We start from the raw sequence: 19,904 nt of genomic DNA, 5'->3' as shown, positions 1-19,904 counted from the left end.
CGCCTCGCGTCGGCCTTTATCAGGCATATGAACCACTCGACCAAAATCTTAGGGATGTTACAGGATTAAAAGCAAGATGGCTAGGGGGATAGACGTACCCCGTCGGTATGCAGAGTCGATTACATCAGTGATAATGCAGCTAAAGCCGGCTCGACCGACTCCAAACCGGGAAGGCGTGAGATTGAGGAAAAAATGAGCCTACGAAATACGCTAGCTAAGATTCTATCAGACTGGCCAGCCGCTAAAACGCAGCGGTTTACCCAACACCCCATCGCCACGTTTTTTAGGCAAGAGTTTAAGCAAGAGATCGAGCGCATCGTTAAGGATTTTGACGGCAGCTATTTAACCGTCCCAAGCGTTGGCGCAGGCAACTGGGCGGATGTGGCTTGGCTATCGATCCTGAATCCGGCTATCACCAAAACCACCCAGGACGGCATCTATCCTGTATATCTGTTTCAGGCCGACGGCGCCGGCGTTTTTTTATCGCTCATTCAAGGGACCACTGCCCCGACGCAAAAGCTGGGTAAGAAGCCTGCAGAGGCTCAAGCCGAAAGAGTCAAAGAAAGCATATTCAATACTCTGCCAGAGCTATACCACTGGGGCAGGCGAAACATCACGCTCAACACTAATACTAACCTAGGCAAGTCATACGAAAAGTTTAATATCTTTGCCAGGTACTACGCGGCCGACAACCTTCCCGATGACGCCACATTAGAAAAAGATCTGCAAGAAATGCTGACGTTTTATCGTCAAATAGCGCCTATCTACCTTAAGGAAACGCAAACAGCGATGAAACCAACAGCGGCTAACGCACCACCTCCCCCCTCTCCAAGCTGCATACCGCTGCCCAAGCCATTTGTGCTTCTTGCAGGCATTTCCGGCACCGGAAAATCACGCTTTGTGCGTGAGCAGGCCATGGCCACCGGCGGCCCCTCGATGGACAACTACTGCCTTGTTTCCGTACGGCCAGACTGGCACGAACCCAGCGACCTGCTGGGCTATACCACGCGTCTTAGCGGTGCGGCTCATTACGTAGCCACCGATACGCTGCGCTTTATCGTCACCGCCTGGAAGGCGCTGGTAGACCAGGGCATTAAGATTGAAAGCATCAACGGCCGCCCTGTTGCCACCGGCCAACGCCCCGCGCTCGATGCAGCTGCGCCTTACTGGCTGTGCCTGGATGAAATGAACTTGGCCCCGGTAGAGCAGTATTTCGCCGACTATTTATCGGTCATCGAAACCCGCCGCTGGCAATGGGACGGTGATAGCTTTGTTTACTCCTGCGATGCGCTGCTAAAAAGCAGCCATCTGCAAGAGCTAGATGCCCCCGAGCAGCTGCGCGAGAACCTTGGCCTTGCTGCTGAGAAATATAATGACCTGTGGGAGCATTTTCTCGACGATGGCATCAGCATACCGCTCAACCTACTTGTTGCCGGCACGGTCAATATGGATGAAACCACCCACGGCTTCTCGCGCAAAGTGATTGATCGGGCGCTGACGCTGGATTTTGGCGAGTTCTTTCCCAACGATCTCGACCGCTTCTTTCAGGGTGGCTTTACCCATGAAGTGCTGAGCTACCCTAACCTCTCTGACGCCCGAAACGTCGACTATTTTGGCGCCGCTGATCCTGACGGCAAGATGACCATCGAGTTTCTTAAAGCCATCAATGCGCCTCTCATCGGCACACCTTTTGAGCTTGCCTACCGTACGCTGAACGAGCTTTTGCTCGCCGTAGCCTGTCAGCAGCCCCAAGATACGGTGACGCTACAGGCTGTCTGGGACGATGTGCTAATGCAGAAAATGCTGCCGCGCATCGACGGCGATGCCGAAAAGCTGCGACAAACGTTTGACAACGACTCGCTTCTCAGCAATTTATACAGCGCCGTAGCAACACAGCTTGTGGATATTTGGACTGCCGATGGTGTTAACAGCACACGCCCGGATTTTTATCGCAGCGGCGCACTGACTGCTTGCCGCAGCCAGCAGAAGCTGGAATGGATGCAGCAGCGACTAAACGATGCCGGCTTTACCAGCTTCTGGCCTTAAGGCACGCGGAGATAACATGCAGGAGCTATTACGGCTGCAAACTAAAGACTTTGTCTTTTCCGTTTGGTGCAAAGATATAGCCTCGCGCCAGCAGACCTACGCCAAAACTTTAAGTCAGCGCGCGGCCGACAACAAAGCACCAACACCTGCCATGCGGCTCTCTCCCGCGCTGCTACTGGAGGAAGCGTCCATTATGGGCTTGCCCCGGCCTGATTGCCTTGGCCAGGCCAATGAACTTCCGCTGGGTGCACCGCTGTTCTTTGAGAACCTGCAGTATCACTTTGAATGGATATTCTTTAACGAAATACAAGATGCGTGGCTGTGTCACCGCTTAGCGTCGGTCAACAACGGCTTTCGCTTTACCGCAAAGCGCGGCCCGATACCGGCCATGCTCTCGGGCAGCATCTACACCGGCAATCATTTAGGCTGGCTTAAATTACCGTTATCATATATGCCAGTCAATGGCACGACGCATAGTCAGAGCTTTTCTTTTGAGGTACTGCCCACCAAGATGGATCTGCACAGCGACTTGGCCGTCATGTATTCAGCCATTGATGCTACTTTTCCGCTGTGGCGCTTTAGTTTAGTGGAAAAAACCCAACAAGGCGCTGTGCAAAGCCGTCAGAACGTTAACTTTCCTTTGCTGTGGCTGGCCAATTTCGCGCAGCTACGCGAACAGTTTGAGCAGGGATTAAAAGTTATCGCTCGTGCGCCCCACCGCCGGCTACAGTCCTATTCCACTTGGCAGCGTGCAGACCGTATTAAAGGTCGACTGCCCCAAAAGCTGGCCGAGCGAGCACGCGAAGATTTAGCCAGCGGCCGTATCGATAAACGCTACCGCGTTGAAAGTCGCCGGCTTAGTGTGAATACGCCAGAAAACCGTTTTATCCGCTCCATTGTGCTACTTAGCCAACAGCGGCTATACGATTTTGAGCGGCGCCTTAAGAAACATAATAATGCGCCCGATAATCAGCGCATTTCCGCCAGCTTTCTCGATGAACTTCATCAATGGCAGCAGCCGCTACATAAGATGCTGAGGCAAAGCTTTCTCAAAGAGGTAGAAGCCGCGCGCCTTCCCGAAAACGCATCACTTGTACTGCAGCAAAAACCGGGATACAGCACCGTTTACCGCATATGGCAGCAGCTAAAGCGTTACTTAGACGTCTTCGACGGTATGACCGGTGTGTCGATGAAATCTATCGCCGAAATTTATGAAATTTGGTGTTTTCTCACGCTGCGCCAAATTTTGGCTGATGAGTTGGGTTTTATAGAGCGCCATCGCTCATCAGCTCGATTATTTACCAGCAGCACCCATGAGTACCAATTTAAGGATGGTTTTGCCGGCGCATTTATTTTCGACCGCGAGGATGGTGCCATTGCCCGACTAGCCCACGAGCCGCTATTTCAACAAGAGGGCACCAATCCGCGCACCTATCTTATCGCCCAAAAACCCGATATCGTGCTCGAAATTACGTTTCCCGAGCCGGCAAAGCCACGCTTTTTGTGGGTGTTTGACGCCAAATACCGTATCAAAAATGAGAAAAGCACCTTTGAAACTGCAGACGTCGACGCGACCGATTACGTACCCGACGATGCGATTAACCAGATGCATCGCTATCGCGATGCCCTTATTAGCTTTTCTTGTCAAAATAATGCGTATGCGCAGAGTAAAAGCCGGCCCGTATGCGGCGCTTTCGCCCTGTACCCCGGCAACTTTGATCAATACAGCGAACAAAACCCCTACGCTTATGCCCTCAGCGAGGTTGGCATTGGCGCCTTTGCACTCCTACCGTCTTTAAATAGCCGCAAAGGTTGCCTGTGGCTGACTCAATTTCTACGCCAGCAGATCGGAACCGCTGAGCAGCCAATGACACGGGAGGACCTGCTCGTACAAGAAGCCGCGCGCATTCCACACTACGGCATGGAGCAGACGCGCTATTCAGATTTGATCATGACCATAGCTGTAGCAGGCGCTAAAAGTAGACCGCCAGACTATCTCAAGGCGTTTACCCACGGTACGGCAAAATGGTATCACACGCCGCAAAGCACTTTCCAAGGCAAATACCGCCAGCACGTAGTCGAAGAGATCCGCTTTTTAGCACTCGCAACTACCTCTGATAAAGACACTACCACTAAACAGCTGGACAAGCTCTGGCCAGTTAAAAAAGTCACGCTGGTACCCCGCGACCAGCTCACGGTAGAACAAGCGGGAAAAGCTAAAGCCTCCTCCGAACCGTACTATCTATTCAAGCTGGGCAAACCGCTCACGTTACAGCACCCTATTAAGAAGGTGCCCCACCGCCCTATTCAAAATTCCATGCGGCTCACCACGCTATCGCGACTAGAAAAAGCCGACACGTTTCGCGAGGTGGAACGCGTTTACCCAGACGCTTTAGCCGCTCAGTCGTGACGAAAGACGGTTTCCCAGATAACGCCGCCGCTGTGCGGCGGGTCGCCCGATAAATCGGCCTCCTACTTGCCGGTTTGTCCGCGCTTATCCGAAACGCCCCGGCGCGTGGCGTCGGGGCGTGCGGGCCATGGATATACCAGCGCCGAGGGTTATTCGTTCAGGTCGAGCACGTCGTCCATGCCGTAGCGGCCGCTGGGCTTGCCGGTGAGCCAGCGGGCGGCGCGCACCGCGCCCTTGGCGAAGGTCATGCGGCTGGAGGCCTTGTGGGTGATTTCGATGCGCTCGCCTTCGGTGGCGAACATCACCGTGTGTTCACCGACGATGTCGCCGGCGCGCACGGTAGCAAAGCCGATTTCCTTGTCGCTGCGCGGGCCGCACTGGCCGACGCGCTCGAACACGCCGTGCTCTTTCAGGTCTCGGCCCAGAGCCCCGGCCATGGTTTCGCCCATCTTCAGCGCGGTGCCGGAGGGGGCATCGACCTTGTGGCGGTGGTGGGACTCGATCACCTCGATGTCGTAGCCTTCGTCGCCCAGCGCGCGGGCGGCGGTTTCCAAAAGCTTGAGCGTCAGGTTCACGCCCACGCTCATGTTGGGCGCAAACACCATGGGTACACGCTCGCGATAGCCGTCGAGGGTGGCGATTTCGTCATCGCTCAGGCCGGTGGTGCCGATGACGATGCTCTTGCCGTGCTCGGCGCAAAAAGCCAGATTCTCGAGCGTGACCTCGGGCGTGGTGAAGTCGATCAGCACGTCGAAGTCGTCGGCGCAGGCGGCCAGGCTGTCTACCGCGGTGACGCCTTTGCTGCCCAGCCCGGCAAGCTCGCCGATATCCGCGCCGGCAAGGGAGCTGCCGGGGGGAACGATGCCGGCCGCCAGGGTGGCGTCGGCGTCCTGCTCCGCGGCGTTGACCAGAGTGCGGCCCATGCGGCCGGCGACGCCGACAATGGCTATACGGGTCATGTAAGCTCCTGCAAAAGTAAAAAAGTAAGCTAAAAAGGGACTTCACACTTTATCGGAAAAGTTGGCTCGCCCTGGCGATAATCGGTTGTGGGAAATGGGATGGACCCGTCCTTCTGTGCCAAGCTGGATATAACATCTAGCCAGCAGTGCACAGAACACTGACGGCATCGGTGAAGGAGGATCCATCCATGAAACAGATTAGCATTATAGGCATTGACCTGGCGAAACACGTTTTTCAACTGCATGCCGTGGATGCGCACGGTCACAAAGTATTCAGCAAGCAAGTCCGGCGAGAGAAGTTACGCTTGACGCTGGCCCAAATTCCGCCTTGCCACGTCGCCATGGAAGCGTGCGGCTCCGCTCATTACTGGGCGAGAGACATTGGCACGCTGGGCCATGAGGCCGAGCTACTGCCACCGCAGGCGGTCAAGCCCTTCGTGCTGGGCCACAAGAACGATGCGCGCGATGCCGCGGCTATCGCCGAGGCCGCGGCGCGCCCGGCCACGCCTCGAGTGACGATCAAGACGGAAGCACAACAGTCCCTGCAAGCAGTGCACCGAGTACGCAGTCGGTTAGTGCGCGAACGCACCGCCGTCGGCAACGAGCTGCGCGGCCTGCTGGGCGAGTTTGGTCTAATCGTGTCGCAGGGGCACGCGGTGATACGCCAGGGCGTTATTCGTGAGCGGCTGGACGAGCAACGGGCACGGCTGGGGGAAGAACTCTACACCCTGCTGAACGACCTGCTCGATCAATGGCTCGAGAACGATGCCCGGATCGCGCGCTATGACAAGCGTCTGCAGCGTCTGGCCAGGGCATCAGATGACATGCAGCGGCTGATGAGTCTGCCCGGCATCGGCCCGATCAATGCGACGCTGTTGTTCAGCCATCTGGGCGATCCGGCGCGATTCCCCAACGGACGTCAGTTCAGCGCCTCGTTGGGGCTAGTGCCACGCCAGCATTCCAGCGGGGGTCGCAACCAGTTGATGGGGATCACCAAACGCGGCAATGGCGAGGTTCGAAAGCAGTTGGTGCACGGTGCCCGCGCGGCATTACGCCAGTTCCAACGTCAGGAACATCCCGACCGGCTGTCCCGTTGGGCCTGCTCGTTAGCGGCGCGTCTTGGGCAACGCAAGGCCATTGTGGCCCTGGCGAACAAGATGGCGCGGATTTGCTGGTCGCTATTGGCCCATGAACGGCGCTATCAGCCACAGGAGGCCGCTTGATGATACCGAACAAACAGGGAATATAGCTTAGCATGCGATAAGTTACCCAACCCCGAGGTTGCGCAGGCGAGATGCTTCGATGGCATAACGGGTCAGACCGGCTTTCTGTCACTCTGTAAAGTGCGCAGGCCCATCACGAGGCCGAGTGGGAGATCAGAGCAGAGAGCGCGTATTCCATCAGGGCCAGGCACGGCAAGTGCCATCAATAGGCCGGATATAAGCGTGCAGTCCTCACTCTTATGCGTTGTTGCTTCTGGCTTGCACAACAGGACGGGTCCATATAAGCGGACTTCAGTCCGCGAAGATGCTGCCCCAACACCGCATTCGCGCAATGAATTGCGTTTATATCGGGGTTCTGCGGTGCTCCCACCCTATAAGGCATCCCGCGGTGCCAGGGTCGCGCCTTTTTTACACCGCTTGAGATATCTCATAAAAGCGGGTAAGCCAAGGCACCAAGTATAGCAAAAGCTGCTCAGCGCCCGGCGCGGCCGCTGGCGAGCAGCGCAATGGTCAGCACTACCAACAGGCTGCCGGGTAGCCATATCCAGCTGATCGTGCCCGGCGCCTGGGCAAACAGCAGCAGCATGGAGACAAAGGGCACCAGGTAGCCGTAGGCCGTTACCGCGCCCGGCGTCAGCGCGGCGGTGGCATGCTGCATCAGCCAGAACGTCAGCGCGCTGGAGCCCAGCCCCAGATACACCAGCACCAGCGCATCCTTGCCGCTCATCGCCGCAAGCTTACCCACCGGCTCGACGGCCAGGCCCAGCGCGCCGATCAGTACGCCGCCCATGGCCAGACTCCAGAAGGTACGCACCGCTGCCGAAGTCGAGAGTTTCTTCCGCGCCAGGCCCCATTTGCTGATGACCGGGTAGAGCGCCGAGGCCACGCAGCCCAAAAAGAACACCGCTTCGCCCCGGCCAAACCGGAACGAGCCACCCTTCACGACCGCTTCGGCCAGCGCCAGCAGCAGCGCTCCGCAGGCGCCCAGCAGCAACACGGCGGGCATGCGCCAGGCCCGACGCTCCACGCCGAGCACAAGCCCCATGGCGTAGGCCAGAAGCGGCACGGTGACGTAGAGCGTGGCCATGGAGATCGCCGTGGCATGGTGGGCCGCCCAGAACATGGCGCTGAAAAACCCCGCCAGGCAAAGGCCCATGACCCCGTAGATCGGCAGCGTACGCCACGCCGGCCAGAAACCCGCCGAGCGCCGAGCCAGCCACCAGAGTCCGGCGCAGGCAATGGCAAAGCGCAGCGCGGTGAGCGTGAGCGGGGGCAGCGCCTCCAGCCAGCCCACCACCGGAAAAGAAAGCCCGACCAGAAAGGCCCACAGCAGCATGCCCGCGTGTTCGCGCATCACCAGCTCCCGGCTAAAAGTCAGCAAAAAAATGCCGGCACGTCCGGTGCCGGCATTCAAGCGAGGGTAGCATGTCAGGCTACCTTCAGGGCTTCATGTCTTCGAAGAACTTTTTCACGCCGTCGAAGAAGTTGGTCTTCTTCGGCGAGTGGTGGCGGCTGTTGCTGCTGTTGAGGCTTTCCTGAAGCTTGCCCAGCAGGTCTTTCTGTTCCTCGTTGAGGTTGACCGGGGTCTCCACGACCACCCGGCACAACAGGTCGCCCTGGGCGCCGCCGCGCACCGGCTTGATGCCCTTGCCGCGCATGCGGAACAGCTTGCCGGTCTGGGTCTCGGGCGGAATCTTGAGCTTCACCCGGCCCTCGAGCGTGGGCACTTCCAGCTCGCCGCCCAGTGCGGCGTCAACAAAGTTGATCGGCACTTCGCACTGCAGGTGGCGCCCGTCGCGCTCGAAGATGGGGTGCGGCTTGATCGCCACCTGGACGTACAGATCCCCCGGCGGGCCGCCGTTGATGCCGGCTTCGCCTTCGGCGTTGAGGCGGATGCGATCGCCGGTATCCACGCCGGCAGGAATCTTCACCGACAGCGTGCGGGTCTCGCGAACGCGGCCTTCGCCGTTACACTTGTGGCACGGCACCTTGATGTGCTCGCCGCCGCCGTGGCACGTCGGGCAGGTCTGCTGCACGGCAAAGAAGCCCTGCTGCATGCGCACCTGGCCCATGCCGTGACAGGTCGGGCAGGTCTCCTTGGTGGAGCCCGGCTCGGCGCCGTCGCCGTCGCAGCGATCGCAGTTGATGTGGCGCGGCACGCGGATATCCACGCTGGTGCCGGCCACGGCCTGCTCGAGGTCGAGCTCCAGGTTATAGCGCAGATCGGAGCCGCGGGCCGGCGCGTTGGGGCCGCGCCGCCGGCCGCCGCCGCCAAAGATGTCGCCGAAGACATCGCCGAAGATGTCGCTGAAATCGCCGGCTCCGCCGCCAAAGCCGCCGCCGCCAAAACCGCCGCCCTGGCCGTCCACGCCGGCGTGGCCGAACTGGTCATAGGCGCCGCGCTTTTCGCTGTCGGACAGCACCTCGTAGGCTTCGGACACCTCGCGAAACTTCTCGGCGGCGGTGTCATCGTCCGGGTTACGGTCGGGGTGATACTTCTGCGCCAGGCGGCGGTAGGCCTTTTTGATCTCTTTCTGATCGGCCCCTTTATCGACCCCCAGGACTTCATAATAATCGCGTTTGGACATGCGTCCCACGCCTCCTGGTTAGCTTGAGCACTGGTTAGCTGAATACGGCCTGCGCAAACAGCAACGCGGGAGTTGCCCCCCGCGTCGCCGCCTGCCTTTACAGAAAGCGCATTACTGCTTTTTCTGATCGTCGTTGACTTCTTCGTACTCGGCGTCAACCACGTCGTCTTCCTGCTTGGCGTTGGCGTCGCCTTCGCCACCTTCGCCGCCGGCCTGCTGGCCTTCCTGCTCGGCGTACATCTTCTGGGCCAGGCCGCCGGAAGCTTCGGTCAGCGCGTCGAGCTTCTTCTGGATGTCCTCGGCGTCGTCGCCCTTGACAGCCTCTTCAAGCTCGTTGATCGCCGTTTCGATGTTCTGCTTCTCGTCGTCGGTGGCCTTGTCGCCGGCTTCTTCCAGCGTCTTGCGCGTGGCGTGGATCATGCCGTCGGCCTGGTTGCGCAGGGTCACCAGCTCTTCGAACTTCTTGTCCTCGTCGGCGTTGGCCTCGGCGTCCTGGACCATCTGCTCGATCTCTTCGTCGGTCAGACCGCTGGAGGCCTTGATGACGATGGACTGTTCCTTGCCGGTGGCCTTGTCCTTGGCCGAGACGTTGAGGATGCCGTTGGCGTCGAGATCGAAGGCGACTTCGATCTGCGGCACGCCGCGGGGCGCCGGCGGAATGTCGGCCAGGTCGAAGCGGCCCAGCGACTTGTTCTGCGACACCTGCTTGCGCTCGCCCTGCACCGCGTGGATGGTCACGGCGGTCTGGTTGTCATCCGCGGTGGAGAAGGTCTGGGTCTTCTTCGTCGGGATGGTGGTGTTCTTCTCGATCAGCGGCGTCATCACGCCACCCATGGTTTCGATACCCAGGGTCAGCGGCGTGACGTCGAGCAGCAGCACGTCCTTGACGTCGCCGCCCAGCACGCCGCCCTGGATGGCAGCCCCCATGGCCACGGCTTCGTCCGGGTTGACGTCCTTGCGGGCGTCCTTGCCGAAGAACTCGGCCACTTTTTCCTGCACCTTGGGCATGCGGGTCTGGCCGCCCACGAGAATGACGTCGTCGACCTCGGACGCGGACAGGCCGGCATCCTTGAGCGAGGTCTTGCACGGCTCCAGCGAGCGCGCCACCAGGTCTTCCACCAGCGCTTCCATCTTGGCCCGGGTCACCTTGACGTTGAGGTGCTTGGGACCGGTGTTGTCCGCGGTGATGTAGGGCAGGTTGACGTCGGTCTGCTGGGCGCTGGACAGCTCGATCTTGGCCTTCTCGGCGGCTTCCTTGAGGCGCTGCATGGCCAGGTTGTCGCCGGAGAGATCCATGCCGCTGTCGGACTTGAACTGGTCGACCAGGTAGTTGATCAGCGCCAGGTCAAAGTCCTCGCCGCCGAGGAAGGTGTCGCCGTTGGTGGCCAGCACCTCGAACTGGGTTTCGCCGTCGACGTCAGCCACCTCGATGATGGAGATGTCGAAGGTGCCGCCGCCCAGGTCGTAAACCGCAATGGTGCGGTCGCCGCGGGACTTGTCCATGCCGTAGGCCAGCGCCGCCGCCGTGGGCTCGTTGATGATGCGCTTGACCTCAAGCCCGGCGATGCGGCCGGCGTCCTTGGTCGCCTGGCGCTGGCTGTCGTTGAAGTAGGCCGGCACGGTGATCACCGCTTCGGTCACGTCTTCGCCCAGATAGTCCTCAGCGGTGGTCTTCATCTTCTTGAGAATTTCCGCGCTGACCTGGGGCGGCGCCATCTTGTTGCCCTTCACTTCTACCCAGGCGTCGCCGTTGTCGGCCTTGGCAATCTTGTAGGGCACCATCTTGATGTCTTTCTGGACGACCTTGTCGTCATATTGACGACCGATCAGACGCTTGATGGCGTAGATGGTGTTTTCCGGGTTGGTCACGGCCTGGCGCTTGGCCGCCTGACCCACAAGAATCTCGCCGTCTTCAGCGTAGGCGACTACCGACGGCGTGGTGCGGCCGCCTTCAGCGTTTTCGATGACCTTGGGGCTGTCGCCGTCGAGTACCGACAGGCAGGAGTTGGTAGTACCCAGGTCAATCCCGATTATGCGTCCCATAAGAAACCTCGAATTTGTTGATGACGCGCCGTCGCGGTGGGCGGCGTCGTGACAAAAAATGGCGTCAGCCAAACTCTGCGTTGGCGATTACCGCCGGGCTGCTGTGTTATCTGGGGGTCGCCGGCAGCATTTCAAGGGCTGTTTTAGCCGTATCACTCGGCTTTTTTGCTCACCACGACCATTGCCGGGCGCACCAGGCGGCCGTTGAGCAGATAGCCTTTCTGGATGACTTCCATCACCGTATTGGGCTCCATCTCCGGATTGGGCACCATGGTCATGGCCTCGTGGAGCTGGGGATCAAACGGCTCGCCGTGAGGGTCCACCGGCTCGACGCCGAACTTGCCCAGCACGTCCAGCTGCATCTTGAGCGTCATGGAAACGCCTTCGCGGTGGGCTTCGGTGGCGTCTTCACCCATGGCGTCCAGGGCTTTCTCCAGGCTGTCGATGACCGGCAAAAGCTCCTTGACGAACTTTTCCAGAGCAAACTTGCGCGCCTTCTCGGCGTCCTGCTCGGCCCGGCGACGCACGTTCTGCGCCTCGGCCGCGGTGCGCAGCGACTGGTCCTTGGTATCGGCCAGCTCCTGCTCGAGCTCTTCCACCCTGGCCGCGAGCATTTCCGCTTCGGGGTTGTCGCTTTCCGCCTCGGTGCTGACGGTGTCGCCCTCGTCGTCGATCACGCTGTCCAGCTCCGCTTCGGCGGGCTGCTGCTCGGCCTTCTCGGCCGCCTCGCGGGCCTCGGCTTCGCCTTCGGGTGTCTGGGCGTCGTCCTGGTCGTGGCGGGCGAGCTCGTCGTCGAGCGGGGTCTGGGGATCTTTAGCCATCGGTGTCTCCTGAGGATAGTGGCTGTGATTCAGCCCATTCACGTCTTGGGTCTGTGCGGTATATGGGGATCATGTGCGCCATCTCAAGTGCCGTGTCGCCTGGTATTGCGAGCCAAGTGCAACTACTGTATAAAAACCCAAATGCTGAACGTTCATCCACCTTTGCTATCTCCCGCGCTGGCAACCACCCCATCAGCCCCCGGAGGTCCCATGCTCACTCAGCTCGCCATCCAGGATTTCGCCATCGTTGACCGTCTGGAGCTCGACATCCAGGGCGGCATGACCGCTATCACCGGAGAAACCGGGGCGGGCAAATCCATTCTCCTGGGCGCCCTGGGCCTGTGCCTGGGGAGCCGCGCCGATAGCGCCAGCGTGCGCCACGGCTGCGAGCGTGCCGACCTCTCCGCCCGCTTCGACATCAGCCGTCTGCCCGCGGCCCGGGCCTGGCTTGCCGAGCGCGAGCTGCCCTGCGATGAGTGCTTGCTGCGCCGGGTGGTGAGCGCTGCCGGGCGCAGCAAGGCGTGGATCAACGGCCAGCCCGCTGCCATCAGCGATCTGAAAGCGCTGGGTGAGCGGCTGATCCAGATCCACGGCCAGCACGCCCACCAGGCGCTGCTGCGCGAAGACAGCCACCTGGCGCTGCTCGACAACTACGCCGGCCTGGGCGACGACGCCGGCGAGCTGGCCGCGGCCTTTCATGACTGGCAGGAGGCCCGCCGGCGGCTGAAAAGGCTCCGCGATCAGGGAGACGAAGTGGAAGCGCGGCGCCAGCTGCTGCGCTACCAGGTCGAAGAGCTCGACCAGCTGGCGCTGGCCGAGGAAGAGCTGCCGAGCCTGGAGGAAGAACAGCAGACGCTGGCTCACGCCGAAGAGATTCTGCGCGACACGCAGTTTGCCGCCGACTGCTGCGAAAGCGATAACGGCGGAGCCCTTGCGCTGCTGCAGCAGGCGCAAAGCCGGCTAGGCGATCTGCCGGGCAGCGACCGCGGCGCGCTGGCCAACACCCTGACCATTCTCGATGACGCCCGCATTCAGCTGGAAGAAGCCGCCAGCGAGCTCAACCACCTGGCCGCCAGCACCGAGCTTGACCCCGAGCGGCTCGGCTTCGTGGAAGGCCGCCTGAGCGATGCCCACCGCGTCGCCCGCAAGCACCAGGTGGCACCGGAGGAGCTGCCCGGCCTCCACGCCGAGCTGCGCGCGGAGCTTGACCGGCTCGACGCCGGCGATAACGATCTGGACACTCTGAGCGAGGCGGTCAACGCGCGCGGCGAGCGCTACCGGCAGCTGGCCAAGGCCCTGGGCGAGGCGCGACGCCGTGCCGCTACCGCCTTTGCCGACGAAGTCCAGCAGCAGCTGGCGTTTCTGGCCATGGACAAGGCGCATTTCGACGTGGTCCTGCAGCCCCGAGAGAGACCTGCCGCCGAAGGGCTCGAGCGGGTGCAGTTCCATATCAGCGCCAATCCCGGCCAGCCGGCCCGCCCGCTGGCCAAGGTGGCCTCGGGCGGCGAGCTGTCGCGCATCAGCCTGGCCATCCAGGTGGTTGCCGCCAGCCACTCCACCATTCCCAGCCTGATCTTTGACGAGGTGGACGTCGGCGTATCCGGCGCCACGGCGGAAATCGTCGGCAAGCTGCTGCGCCGGCTGGGGGACAGCGGCCAGGTGATGACCGTCACTCACCTGCCCCAGGTCGCCGCCCAGGCCCACGCCCACCTGCACATCGAAAAGCGCGCCCGGCGCAACACCACCCGTACCGAAATGGCGCTGCTCGACGAAGGCGGCCGAGTCAGCGAGCTGGCGCGCATGCTCGGCGGGGTCAACCTTTCCGACCAGACCCTCGCCCACGCCCGGGAGATGCTCCACTCAAGCCAGCGCCCGGCGCATTGAAAGCGCGCCACCGCTGGTTGACTCACACTGGTGGACTCACAAGGGTTTTGCAGGAGGCCGGCTACGCCGGGCGAAGCAGGCCGCCAGGGCCTGCCGGGCCGGAGTGAAGAGGGGTAGGATGGCCACAAACGGCAACGAGTCTGTTCGGGCCAAACGAGCGCGACCAAAGCGACATCTGTCGCTGCGGCCGTTATTCGACGGAGGAGCTCCCAGAGGAAGACAGGCCGTCGACGATGGTTTCCAGGTTGTGTTTCAGATAGTCCACATAGCTATCGGCTTCGCCGATATCATCGGAAATCAACGTGCCCGAAACCTCGACGCCGGTGGCATCGGCAACCGTGTTCATCGGCCGCTCGTCATCGTTGTATTCATAGAACAGGGACGGCGGATTATGTTCTTTGACGAACCTGATGGCCCGCTTGATCTGGGCAGGCGTGCCCTCGTCGCTGCCGTCGATCTCCCAGATGAAGCCTTCCTCCAGACCATAGTCCTCGGCCAGATACTGGAAAGCTCTCTCGCCGGTGAACAGAACACGGTTTTCTTCGGGCAGCGCCTGAAGCTCTCTCTGGTAGGCCTGATCAAGCGATTTCAGCTCGTCCGACAAGGCGGCGGCATTCGCCTTGTAGTCTTCCGCATGCTCCGGGTCGACCTGGATCAGGGCGTCGCGGGCATTCCTCGTCATGATGAGGCCGGCTCTGGGGCTGGTGAAGGCGTGCGGGTTGACCTTGCCCTTGTTCTTCTCGACTATCCCGATCTTTTTTTGCTCGATCCCGTCCGAGAGGGTGAAAACGGCGTCCGGATCCTTGTCGACCGATCTCAGCAGTTTCCTGACCCAGTTATACCGAGCGCTATCGCCCTCGATACCTTCCAGGTTCCAGCCAAAATAGAAGACGGCATCGGCATCGGCCGTCTTCTTGGTATCCCTGGGCGAAGGGTCCCATTCGTGCGGATCGTTACCGGACTTGATGATGTTGTAGACATCCACGCGATCTCCCCCGACCTGCTCCACGATATCGGAGACGATGGTGAAGCTTCCGACAGCCTGAACCTTGCCCTCGTTGGCCGCGGCGTGGCCTGCGGAGGCGATGAGCGTGAGCCCCATCAGGCTCAGGCGGAGGTAACGCATGGGTAGGTGGACATTCACGGTGACGGATCTCCCTTGTGGGTGAGTTGGGTGAGGACATCGCGTTTCGATGCTCGCCGCCGCGGCAAGCGCATCAGCTTGCCGATCGCCAGCCACAGCACGCCTCGGCCGGGCGCCAGGAAAAAGACAAGCGCAAAGATGGCGAAGGCGGCAAGCACGATGACGGCACCGGACTGAAGATCGTAGGAGAAGCTGTAATACAGGCCGACCAGGGTGGACATGACGCCGAACAACGCTGATAACAGCATCATGATGCTGAGCCGATTGGTCAGAAGATAGGCCGTTGATGCCGGCATGATCAGCAGCGAGACCACCAGAATGACGCCCACTGTCTGCATCGAGGCCACGGTCACCAGGGTCAGCAGCACCATGAGGGCATAATGAATAAGCCCGGTGGGCAGGCCGTAGGCCGCCGCCATGACGGGATCGAAGGTCGATACCACCAGCTCCTTGTAGAACAGCAGCAGAGTCAGCAGCACCACCGCGCCGATGACCAGCGTCAGCCACATGTCGCTGCTCTGCACGGAGGTGAGGCTGCCGAACATGAGGTTGTCGAGTTTGATGCCGCTTTTGGCATGGCGGACAAGAAGAACCCCGAGCGCCAGAAAGGCGGTAAACACGATGCCGATGGAGGAATCCATCTTGATGCGGCTGTGTTGCTTGACGTAGCCGATCCCCAGGGCCGCCAGAACGCCGGCGGCCACGGCGCCATAGAAGATGTTGATCGACAGGATGAAAGAAACGGCCACGCCGGGGACGATGGCGTGCGATACGGCATCACCCATGAGCGCCAACCCCCGGAGTACGATGAAGCAGCCGAGCACGCCACAGATCACCCCGACCATGATCGAAGCGAACAGGCCCTTGCGCACGAAATCGTATTGGACGATGTCGTTGATGAATTCCACAACGGTCATGCGGGCGCTCCTGTATCAGCTGGCGTTCAGGAAGGGGATCTGGCTTTCGTAAGCCTGGAAGAGCTGGTCCGGCTCGATAACGTCTGCGGCCGTGCCGTAGGCGAGCAGCTTTTTGTTGAGCAGAATCAAATCGTCAAAATACTCGGCTGCCCGAGACAGATCGTGATGCACAATCAGCACCGTCTTGCCCTCATCGCGGAGTCTTTTCAGCACCTTGATGATGGTGGCCTCGCTATCGACGTCGATGCCGACAAACGGCTCGTCGAGCAAAAACAGGTCGGCCTCCTGGGCTAGCGCCCGAGCCAGAAAGACCCGCTGCTGCTGCCCACCGGACAGGGCGCCGATCTGCCGTTTTGCGTAAGGCTGCAGCCCCACCTCTTCCAGGCAGGCGGCTGCCAGCGCCTTCTGCTTGCGGCCGGGCCAGCGAAAGTAGCCCAGCCTGGGATAGGTGCCGAGCAGGACGGTATTGACCACGTTGATGGGAAAGTCCCAGTCGACGCCCGTGTGCTGGGGCACATAGGCAACCCGGTGCCTGACCTTCTTCAGCGGCCGGTCAAGTATGCGGATATGGCCATGGTCACGCGGGATAAGCCCCATAAGGGCCTTGATGAAGGTGGACTTGCCGGACCCGTTGGGGCCAATGACGCCGACCAGCCGGCCCCTGCCGGTACTCAGCGTTATGCCATCCAGAGCTTTGTAATTACCGTATGAGACCGTGAGGTCTTGTATGGATATCATCTGTCGAACCTTCCAGCTCCAGCCCTCTATAGCCGGACAAGACGTTGCTATCGCCAGGCGTCGAACGATCTTTGGACCGCTTTGTACACGGGCACGCACGGCAATAGCGAGCAGGCAGCATAGTTCAAGTTAGTTAGCTAAGGCTAAATTTTATGCTCGAAGACAAGTATTCGTCAACCGCGGAATGGCAGCCGGCAAGACAGGAAGCGGGCGTCGCGCGACCGGGTCGCCCGCCTGCCGCACAGCTGCTTGGGACAAACCTTTGCGGTCAATAAAAAAGGCCGCTAAAAGCGGCCTTTCGGGTTTACCGGGATTAAGACGCTTGCTACAGCGTCAGCACCTTTTCCCCTCGGGCGATGCCGGAGACGCCGGTGCGCGCCACTTCCAGAATGCCCACCGGCGCCATGGCCTGGAGGAAGGCATCGAGCTTGCTGGCATCGCCGGTGATCTGCACGGTGTAGAGACTCGGCGTCACGTCGACGATCTGGGCGCGGAAGATGTCCGCGGTGCGCTTGACCTCGTCGCGCGCGGCGCCCAGCGCCTTGACCTTGACCAGCATCAGCTCGCGCTCGATGTGGTTGCCCTCGGTCAGATCCACCAGTTTGACCACGTCGATGAGCTTGTTCAGCTGCTTGGTGATCTGCTCGACCACGCGGTCGTCGCCGACGGTGGTTACCGTCAGCCGCGACAGCGACTCGTCATCGGTGGGCGCGACGTTGAGCGTTTCGATGTTGAAGTTACGCTGCGAAAACAGACCGACCACACGCGACAGGGCACCCGGTTCGTTTTCCATCAGAATCGAGATGATATGACGCATCAGGTACGCTCCGTTTTGGACAGCAGCATGTCACGCATGGAGCCTAACGGCACCTGCATCGGATAGACGTGCTCGAAGGGGTCGACTTTGACATCCAGGAACACCAGCTCGTGCTTGTCTTCAAACACCCGCTCAAGGGCCGGCCCCAGCTCGTCCAGGGTGTTCACCGTGATGGCGGTGAAGCCGTAGGCCTGGGTCAGCAGATGAAAGTCGGGCATCGATTCCACGTAGGAGTGCGCGTGGCGGGACTTGTAGTTCAAGTCCTGCCACTGGCGCACCATGCCCAGCGAGGCGTTGTTCAGGTTGATGATCTTGACCCCGATGCCGTACTGCTTACAGGTGGACAGCTCCTGCATCATCATCTGGAAGCTGCCCTCGCCGGTAATGCACACCACGTCGTCTTCGGGATAGTTCAGCTTGATGCCCATGGCCGCGGGAAAGCCGAAGCCCATGGTGCCAAGCCCGCCGGAGGTGACGAAGCGCCGCGGCTTGTCGAACTGGTAGTACTGGGCGGCAAACATCTGGTGCTGGCCAACGTCGGTGGTGACAAACGCCTCGCCGCGTGTCTTTTCGCAGACGGCTTCGATGACCTCCTGAGGCTTCAGGATCTCGCCCTCCCGGGAAGGCTCGTAGAGCTTGCCCGCGCGTTCGGCGCGCCAGCTCTCGATCTGCTCCCACCAGTCGGCAAGGGCGTCGGGGTTGGCGATTTCCTTGCTTTGGGTGAGGCTGATCATCTCGTTGATCACGCTGGAAGCCGGCCCGACGATGGGCACGTCGGCGTGCACCGTCTTGGAGATCGAGCTCGGGTCCACGTCCACATGGATGATCTTGGCCGTGGGGCAGAACTTGGAGACGTTGTTGGTCACCCGATCGTCAAAGCGCGCGCCAATGGCAATCACCACGTCGGCATGGTGCATGGCCATGTTGGACTCGTAGGAGCCGTGCATGCCCAGCCAGCCCAGGCACTGGCTGTCGCTCTGAGGATAGGCGCCCATGCCCATCAGCGTGGTGGTGATCGGGTAGCCAAGCTTCTGTACCAGGTTGGTCAGGCCGTCGCCGGCGTTGCCCAGGACCACGCCGCCACCGGTGTAGAACACCGGACGGCGGGCCTTGAGCATCAGCTCCACGGCCTTTTTGATCTGGCCGGTGTGGCCCCGGGTGACCGGATTGTACGAGCGCATCCTGACCTTCCTGGGATAGGCGTACTCGTAGCGCTCGGTAGGCGCGGTCATGTCCTTGGGAATATCCACGACCACCGGCCCCGGACGGCCGGTCGAGGCGAGGTAGTAGGCCTTCTTCAGCACCTCGGGAATCTCGGACGGATGGCGGATCGCAAAGCTGTGCTTGACGATCGGCCGGGTCACGCCGACGATGTCGGTTTCCTGAAAGGCGTCATCGCCGATCAGGTGGCTCGCCACCTGGCCGCACAGCACCACCATGGGAATCGAGTCCATGTAGGCGGTGGCAATGCCGGTGACGGCGTTGGTAGCGCCGGGGCCGGAGGTGACCAGCACCGTGCCGGGCTGACCCGATGCCCGGGCATAGCCGTCGGCGGCGTGGGTGGCCGCCTGCTCGTGACGCACCAGAATGTGCTTCACTTCCTCCTGACGGAAAAGCGCGTCATAGATATGCAGCGCCGCTCCGCCGGGGTAGCCGTAAATGTATTCAACGCCCTCATCTTGCAAGAAGCGGGCGATCATGTCTGCGCCGGAAAGCAGTTCCACAGTGTTTCTCCCCTGAAGGTCTCGAGTGCCATCGGCGGGCAGTTGCCCACCATGTCGAGTGCGGCGGTATGCCGCTGCCGGTTGCACCGGCACCTGATGCCAAACCCTGGCATGTGGCCCGGTTAGGGCCTGCACTCTCTCACGGCGGTTTACCGCGTCGGGGCATTGGCCAGGTCGGGCGGTCAGCCCAAGCCCGGAAGTCCTTCGGCGGGTAGAGGCTTCTTGACGCCTACCCTTCGCGCGGGGATAGGGGGTTGCCCGTGGGTTCCGCGCCCGCAAATCAGGAACCCTCAAGATTCCATTAGCGCTCTGGCTTGTCAACCGCCGGGGCCCGCCACGGCGGGAAAGCGGCGAAAAAAAGCCCCGTTGCCATAGGCCTCGGGGCTTTTCTCAGGCTCCTGCCACACACTTTATCGCGGCGTCATTGCGTATAGGGACTCCTCCCCGGTTGCAAGCCTCGAAAGCCTGAAAAACACAGCCGATGCGTGCGTATAGTCGGTCTTTATACGGGGTCGCTATCCCCTGACCCTGATGAACGTCGCGCACCTTCTCTCCTCAACGAGCATTAGGCCTTTCAGCCATCGCAATGA

14 protein-coding genes are annotated in these 19,904 nt (G+C 60.8%); 4 read left to right on the top strand and 10 right to left on the bottom strand.

The window, feature by feature from the left end:
• The first annotated feature begins 192 nt into the window (after positions 1-192).
• Entirely contained in the window at positions 193-2,046 is a 1,854-nt protein-coding gene (locus P1P91_RS02790; RefSeq protein WP_311884372.1) for an MrcB family domain-containing protein, read from the top strand.
• 16 nt (positions 2,047-2,062) lie between these two features.
• Positions 2,063-4,456, top strand: coding sequence for a DUF2357 domain-containing protein (locus tag P1P91_RS02785; RefSeq protein WP_311884371.1), 2,394 nt, complete (start codon positions 2,063-2,065; stop codon positions 4,454-4,456).
• 149 nt (positions 4,457-4,605) lie between these two features.
• Here the strand turns inward: P1P91_RS02785 and dapB are convergent, their stop codons facing one another.
• Entirely contained in the window at positions 4,606-5,415 is an 810-nt protein-coding gene (gene dapB / locus P1P91_RS02780) for a 4-hydroxy-tetrahydrodipicolinate reductase (RefSeq protein WP_311884370.1), read from the bottom strand.
• A 188-nt stretch (positions 5,416-5,603) separates the two neighbouring features.
• On the opposite strand from dapB, the gene P1P91_RS02775 reads away from it, so the two are divergent.
• Complete coding sequence (locus tag P1P91_RS02775; RefSeq protein ID WP_311882018.1) at positions 5,604-6,638, top strand: IS110 family RNA-guided transposase; 1,035 nt, start codon at positions 5,604-5,606, stop codon at positions 6,636-6,638.
• A gap of 472 nt (positions 6,639-7,110) precedes the next feature.
• On the opposite strand, the gene P1P91_RS02770 is transcribed toward P1P91_RS02775, so the two are convergent.
• From P1P91_RS02770 to grpE, 4 genes are all read right to left on the bottom strand, one after another.
• A complete protein-coding gene (locus P1P91_RS02770) occupies positions 7,111-8,019 on the bottom strand; it encodes a DMT family transporter (protein ID WP_311884368.1) in 909 nt (302 codons plus the stop codon).
• A 58-nt stretch (positions 8,020-8,077) separates the two neighbouring features.
• Positions 8,078-9,226 carry a molecular chaperone DnaJ gene (gene dnaJ / locus P1P91_RS02765; protein WP_311884366.1) on the bottom strand — a complete coding sequence of 383 codons (1,149 nt, stop codon included), beginning with the start codon at positions 9,224-9,226 and terminating at the stop codon, positions 8,078-8,080.
• 111 nt (positions 9,227-9,337) lie between these two features.
• Positions 9,338-11,269, bottom strand: coding sequence for a molecular chaperone DnaK (gene dnaK / locus P1P91_RS02760; protein ID WP_311884365.1), 1,932 nt, complete (start codon positions 11,267-11,269; stop codon positions 9,338-9,340).
• Between the two features lie 152 nt (positions 11,270-11,421).
• Positions 11,422-12,090: a nucleotide exchange factor GrpE gene (gene grpE / locus P1P91_RS02755; protein WP_311884363.1), complete on the bottom strand. Its 669-nt coding sequence runs from the start codon at positions 12,088-12,090 to the stop codon at positions 11,422-11,424.
• Between the two features lie 210 nt (positions 12,091-12,300).
• Between grpE and recN the strand changes: the two genes are divergently transcribed.
• Positions 12,301-13,974, top strand: a complete 1,674-nt coding sequence (gene recN, locus P1P91_RS02750) for a DNA repair protein RecN (protein ID WP_311884362.1) — start codon at positions 12,301-12,303, stop codon at positions 13,972-13,974.
• A gap of 190 nt (positions 13,975-14,164) precedes the next feature.
• Here recN and P1P91_RS02745 read toward each other — a convergent pair whose 3' ends face one another.
• From P1P91_RS02745 to P1P91_RS02725, 5 genes are all read right to left on the bottom strand, one after another.
• Positions 14,165-15,118: a metal ABC transporter solute-binding protein, Zn/Mn family gene (locus tag P1P91_RS02745; RefSeq protein WP_311884361.1), complete on the bottom strand. Its 954-nt coding sequence runs from the start codon at positions 15,116-15,118 to the stop codon at positions 14,165-14,167.
• Positions 15,115-16,035: a metal ABC transporter permease gene (locus P1P91_RS02740; RefSeq protein WP_311884360.1), complete on the bottom strand. Its 921-nt coding sequence runs from the start codon at positions 16,033-16,035 to the stop codon at positions 15,115-15,117. Before P1P91_RS02740 ends, P1P91_RS02745 begins: the two co-directional genes overlap by 4 nt.
• Before the next feature lie 15 nt (positions 16,036-16,050).
• Positions 16,051-16,773 carry a metal ABC transporter ATP-binding protein gene (locus P1P91_RS02735; protein WP_311885667.1) on the bottom strand — a complete coding sequence of 241 codons (723 nt, stop codon included), beginning with the start codon at positions 16,771-16,773 and terminating at the stop codon, positions 16,051-16,053.
• A gap of 325 nt (positions 16,774-17,098) precedes the next feature.
• Positions 17,099-17,590 (bottom strand): acetolactate synthase small subunit, encoded by a 492-nt coding sequence (ilvN, locus tag P1P91_RS02730; protein ID WP_311884359.1) that lies wholly within the window; start codon positions 17,588-17,590, stop codon positions 17,099-17,101.
• On the bottom strand, positions 17,590-19,314 hold the full coding sequence (locus tag P1P91_RS02725) for an acetolactate synthase 3 large subunit (RefSeq protein ID WP_311884358.1): 1,725 nt from the start codon (positions 19,312-19,314) through the stop codon (positions 17,590-17,592). Before P1P91_RS02725 ends, ilvN begins: the two co-directional genes overlap by 1 nt.
• Positions 19,315-19,904: the final 590 nt, after the last annotated feature.

Origin of the sequence: Halomonas piscis (assembly GCF_031886125.1) — a bacterium.
GTDB classification, from domain to species: Bacteria; Pseudomonadota; Gammaproteobacteria; order Pseudomonadales; family Halomonadaceae; genus Vreelandella; species Vreelandella piscis.
The sequence above is the reverse complement of the archived record's forward strand: the minus strand, read 5'-3'. Positions and strand labels throughout refer to the sequence as shown.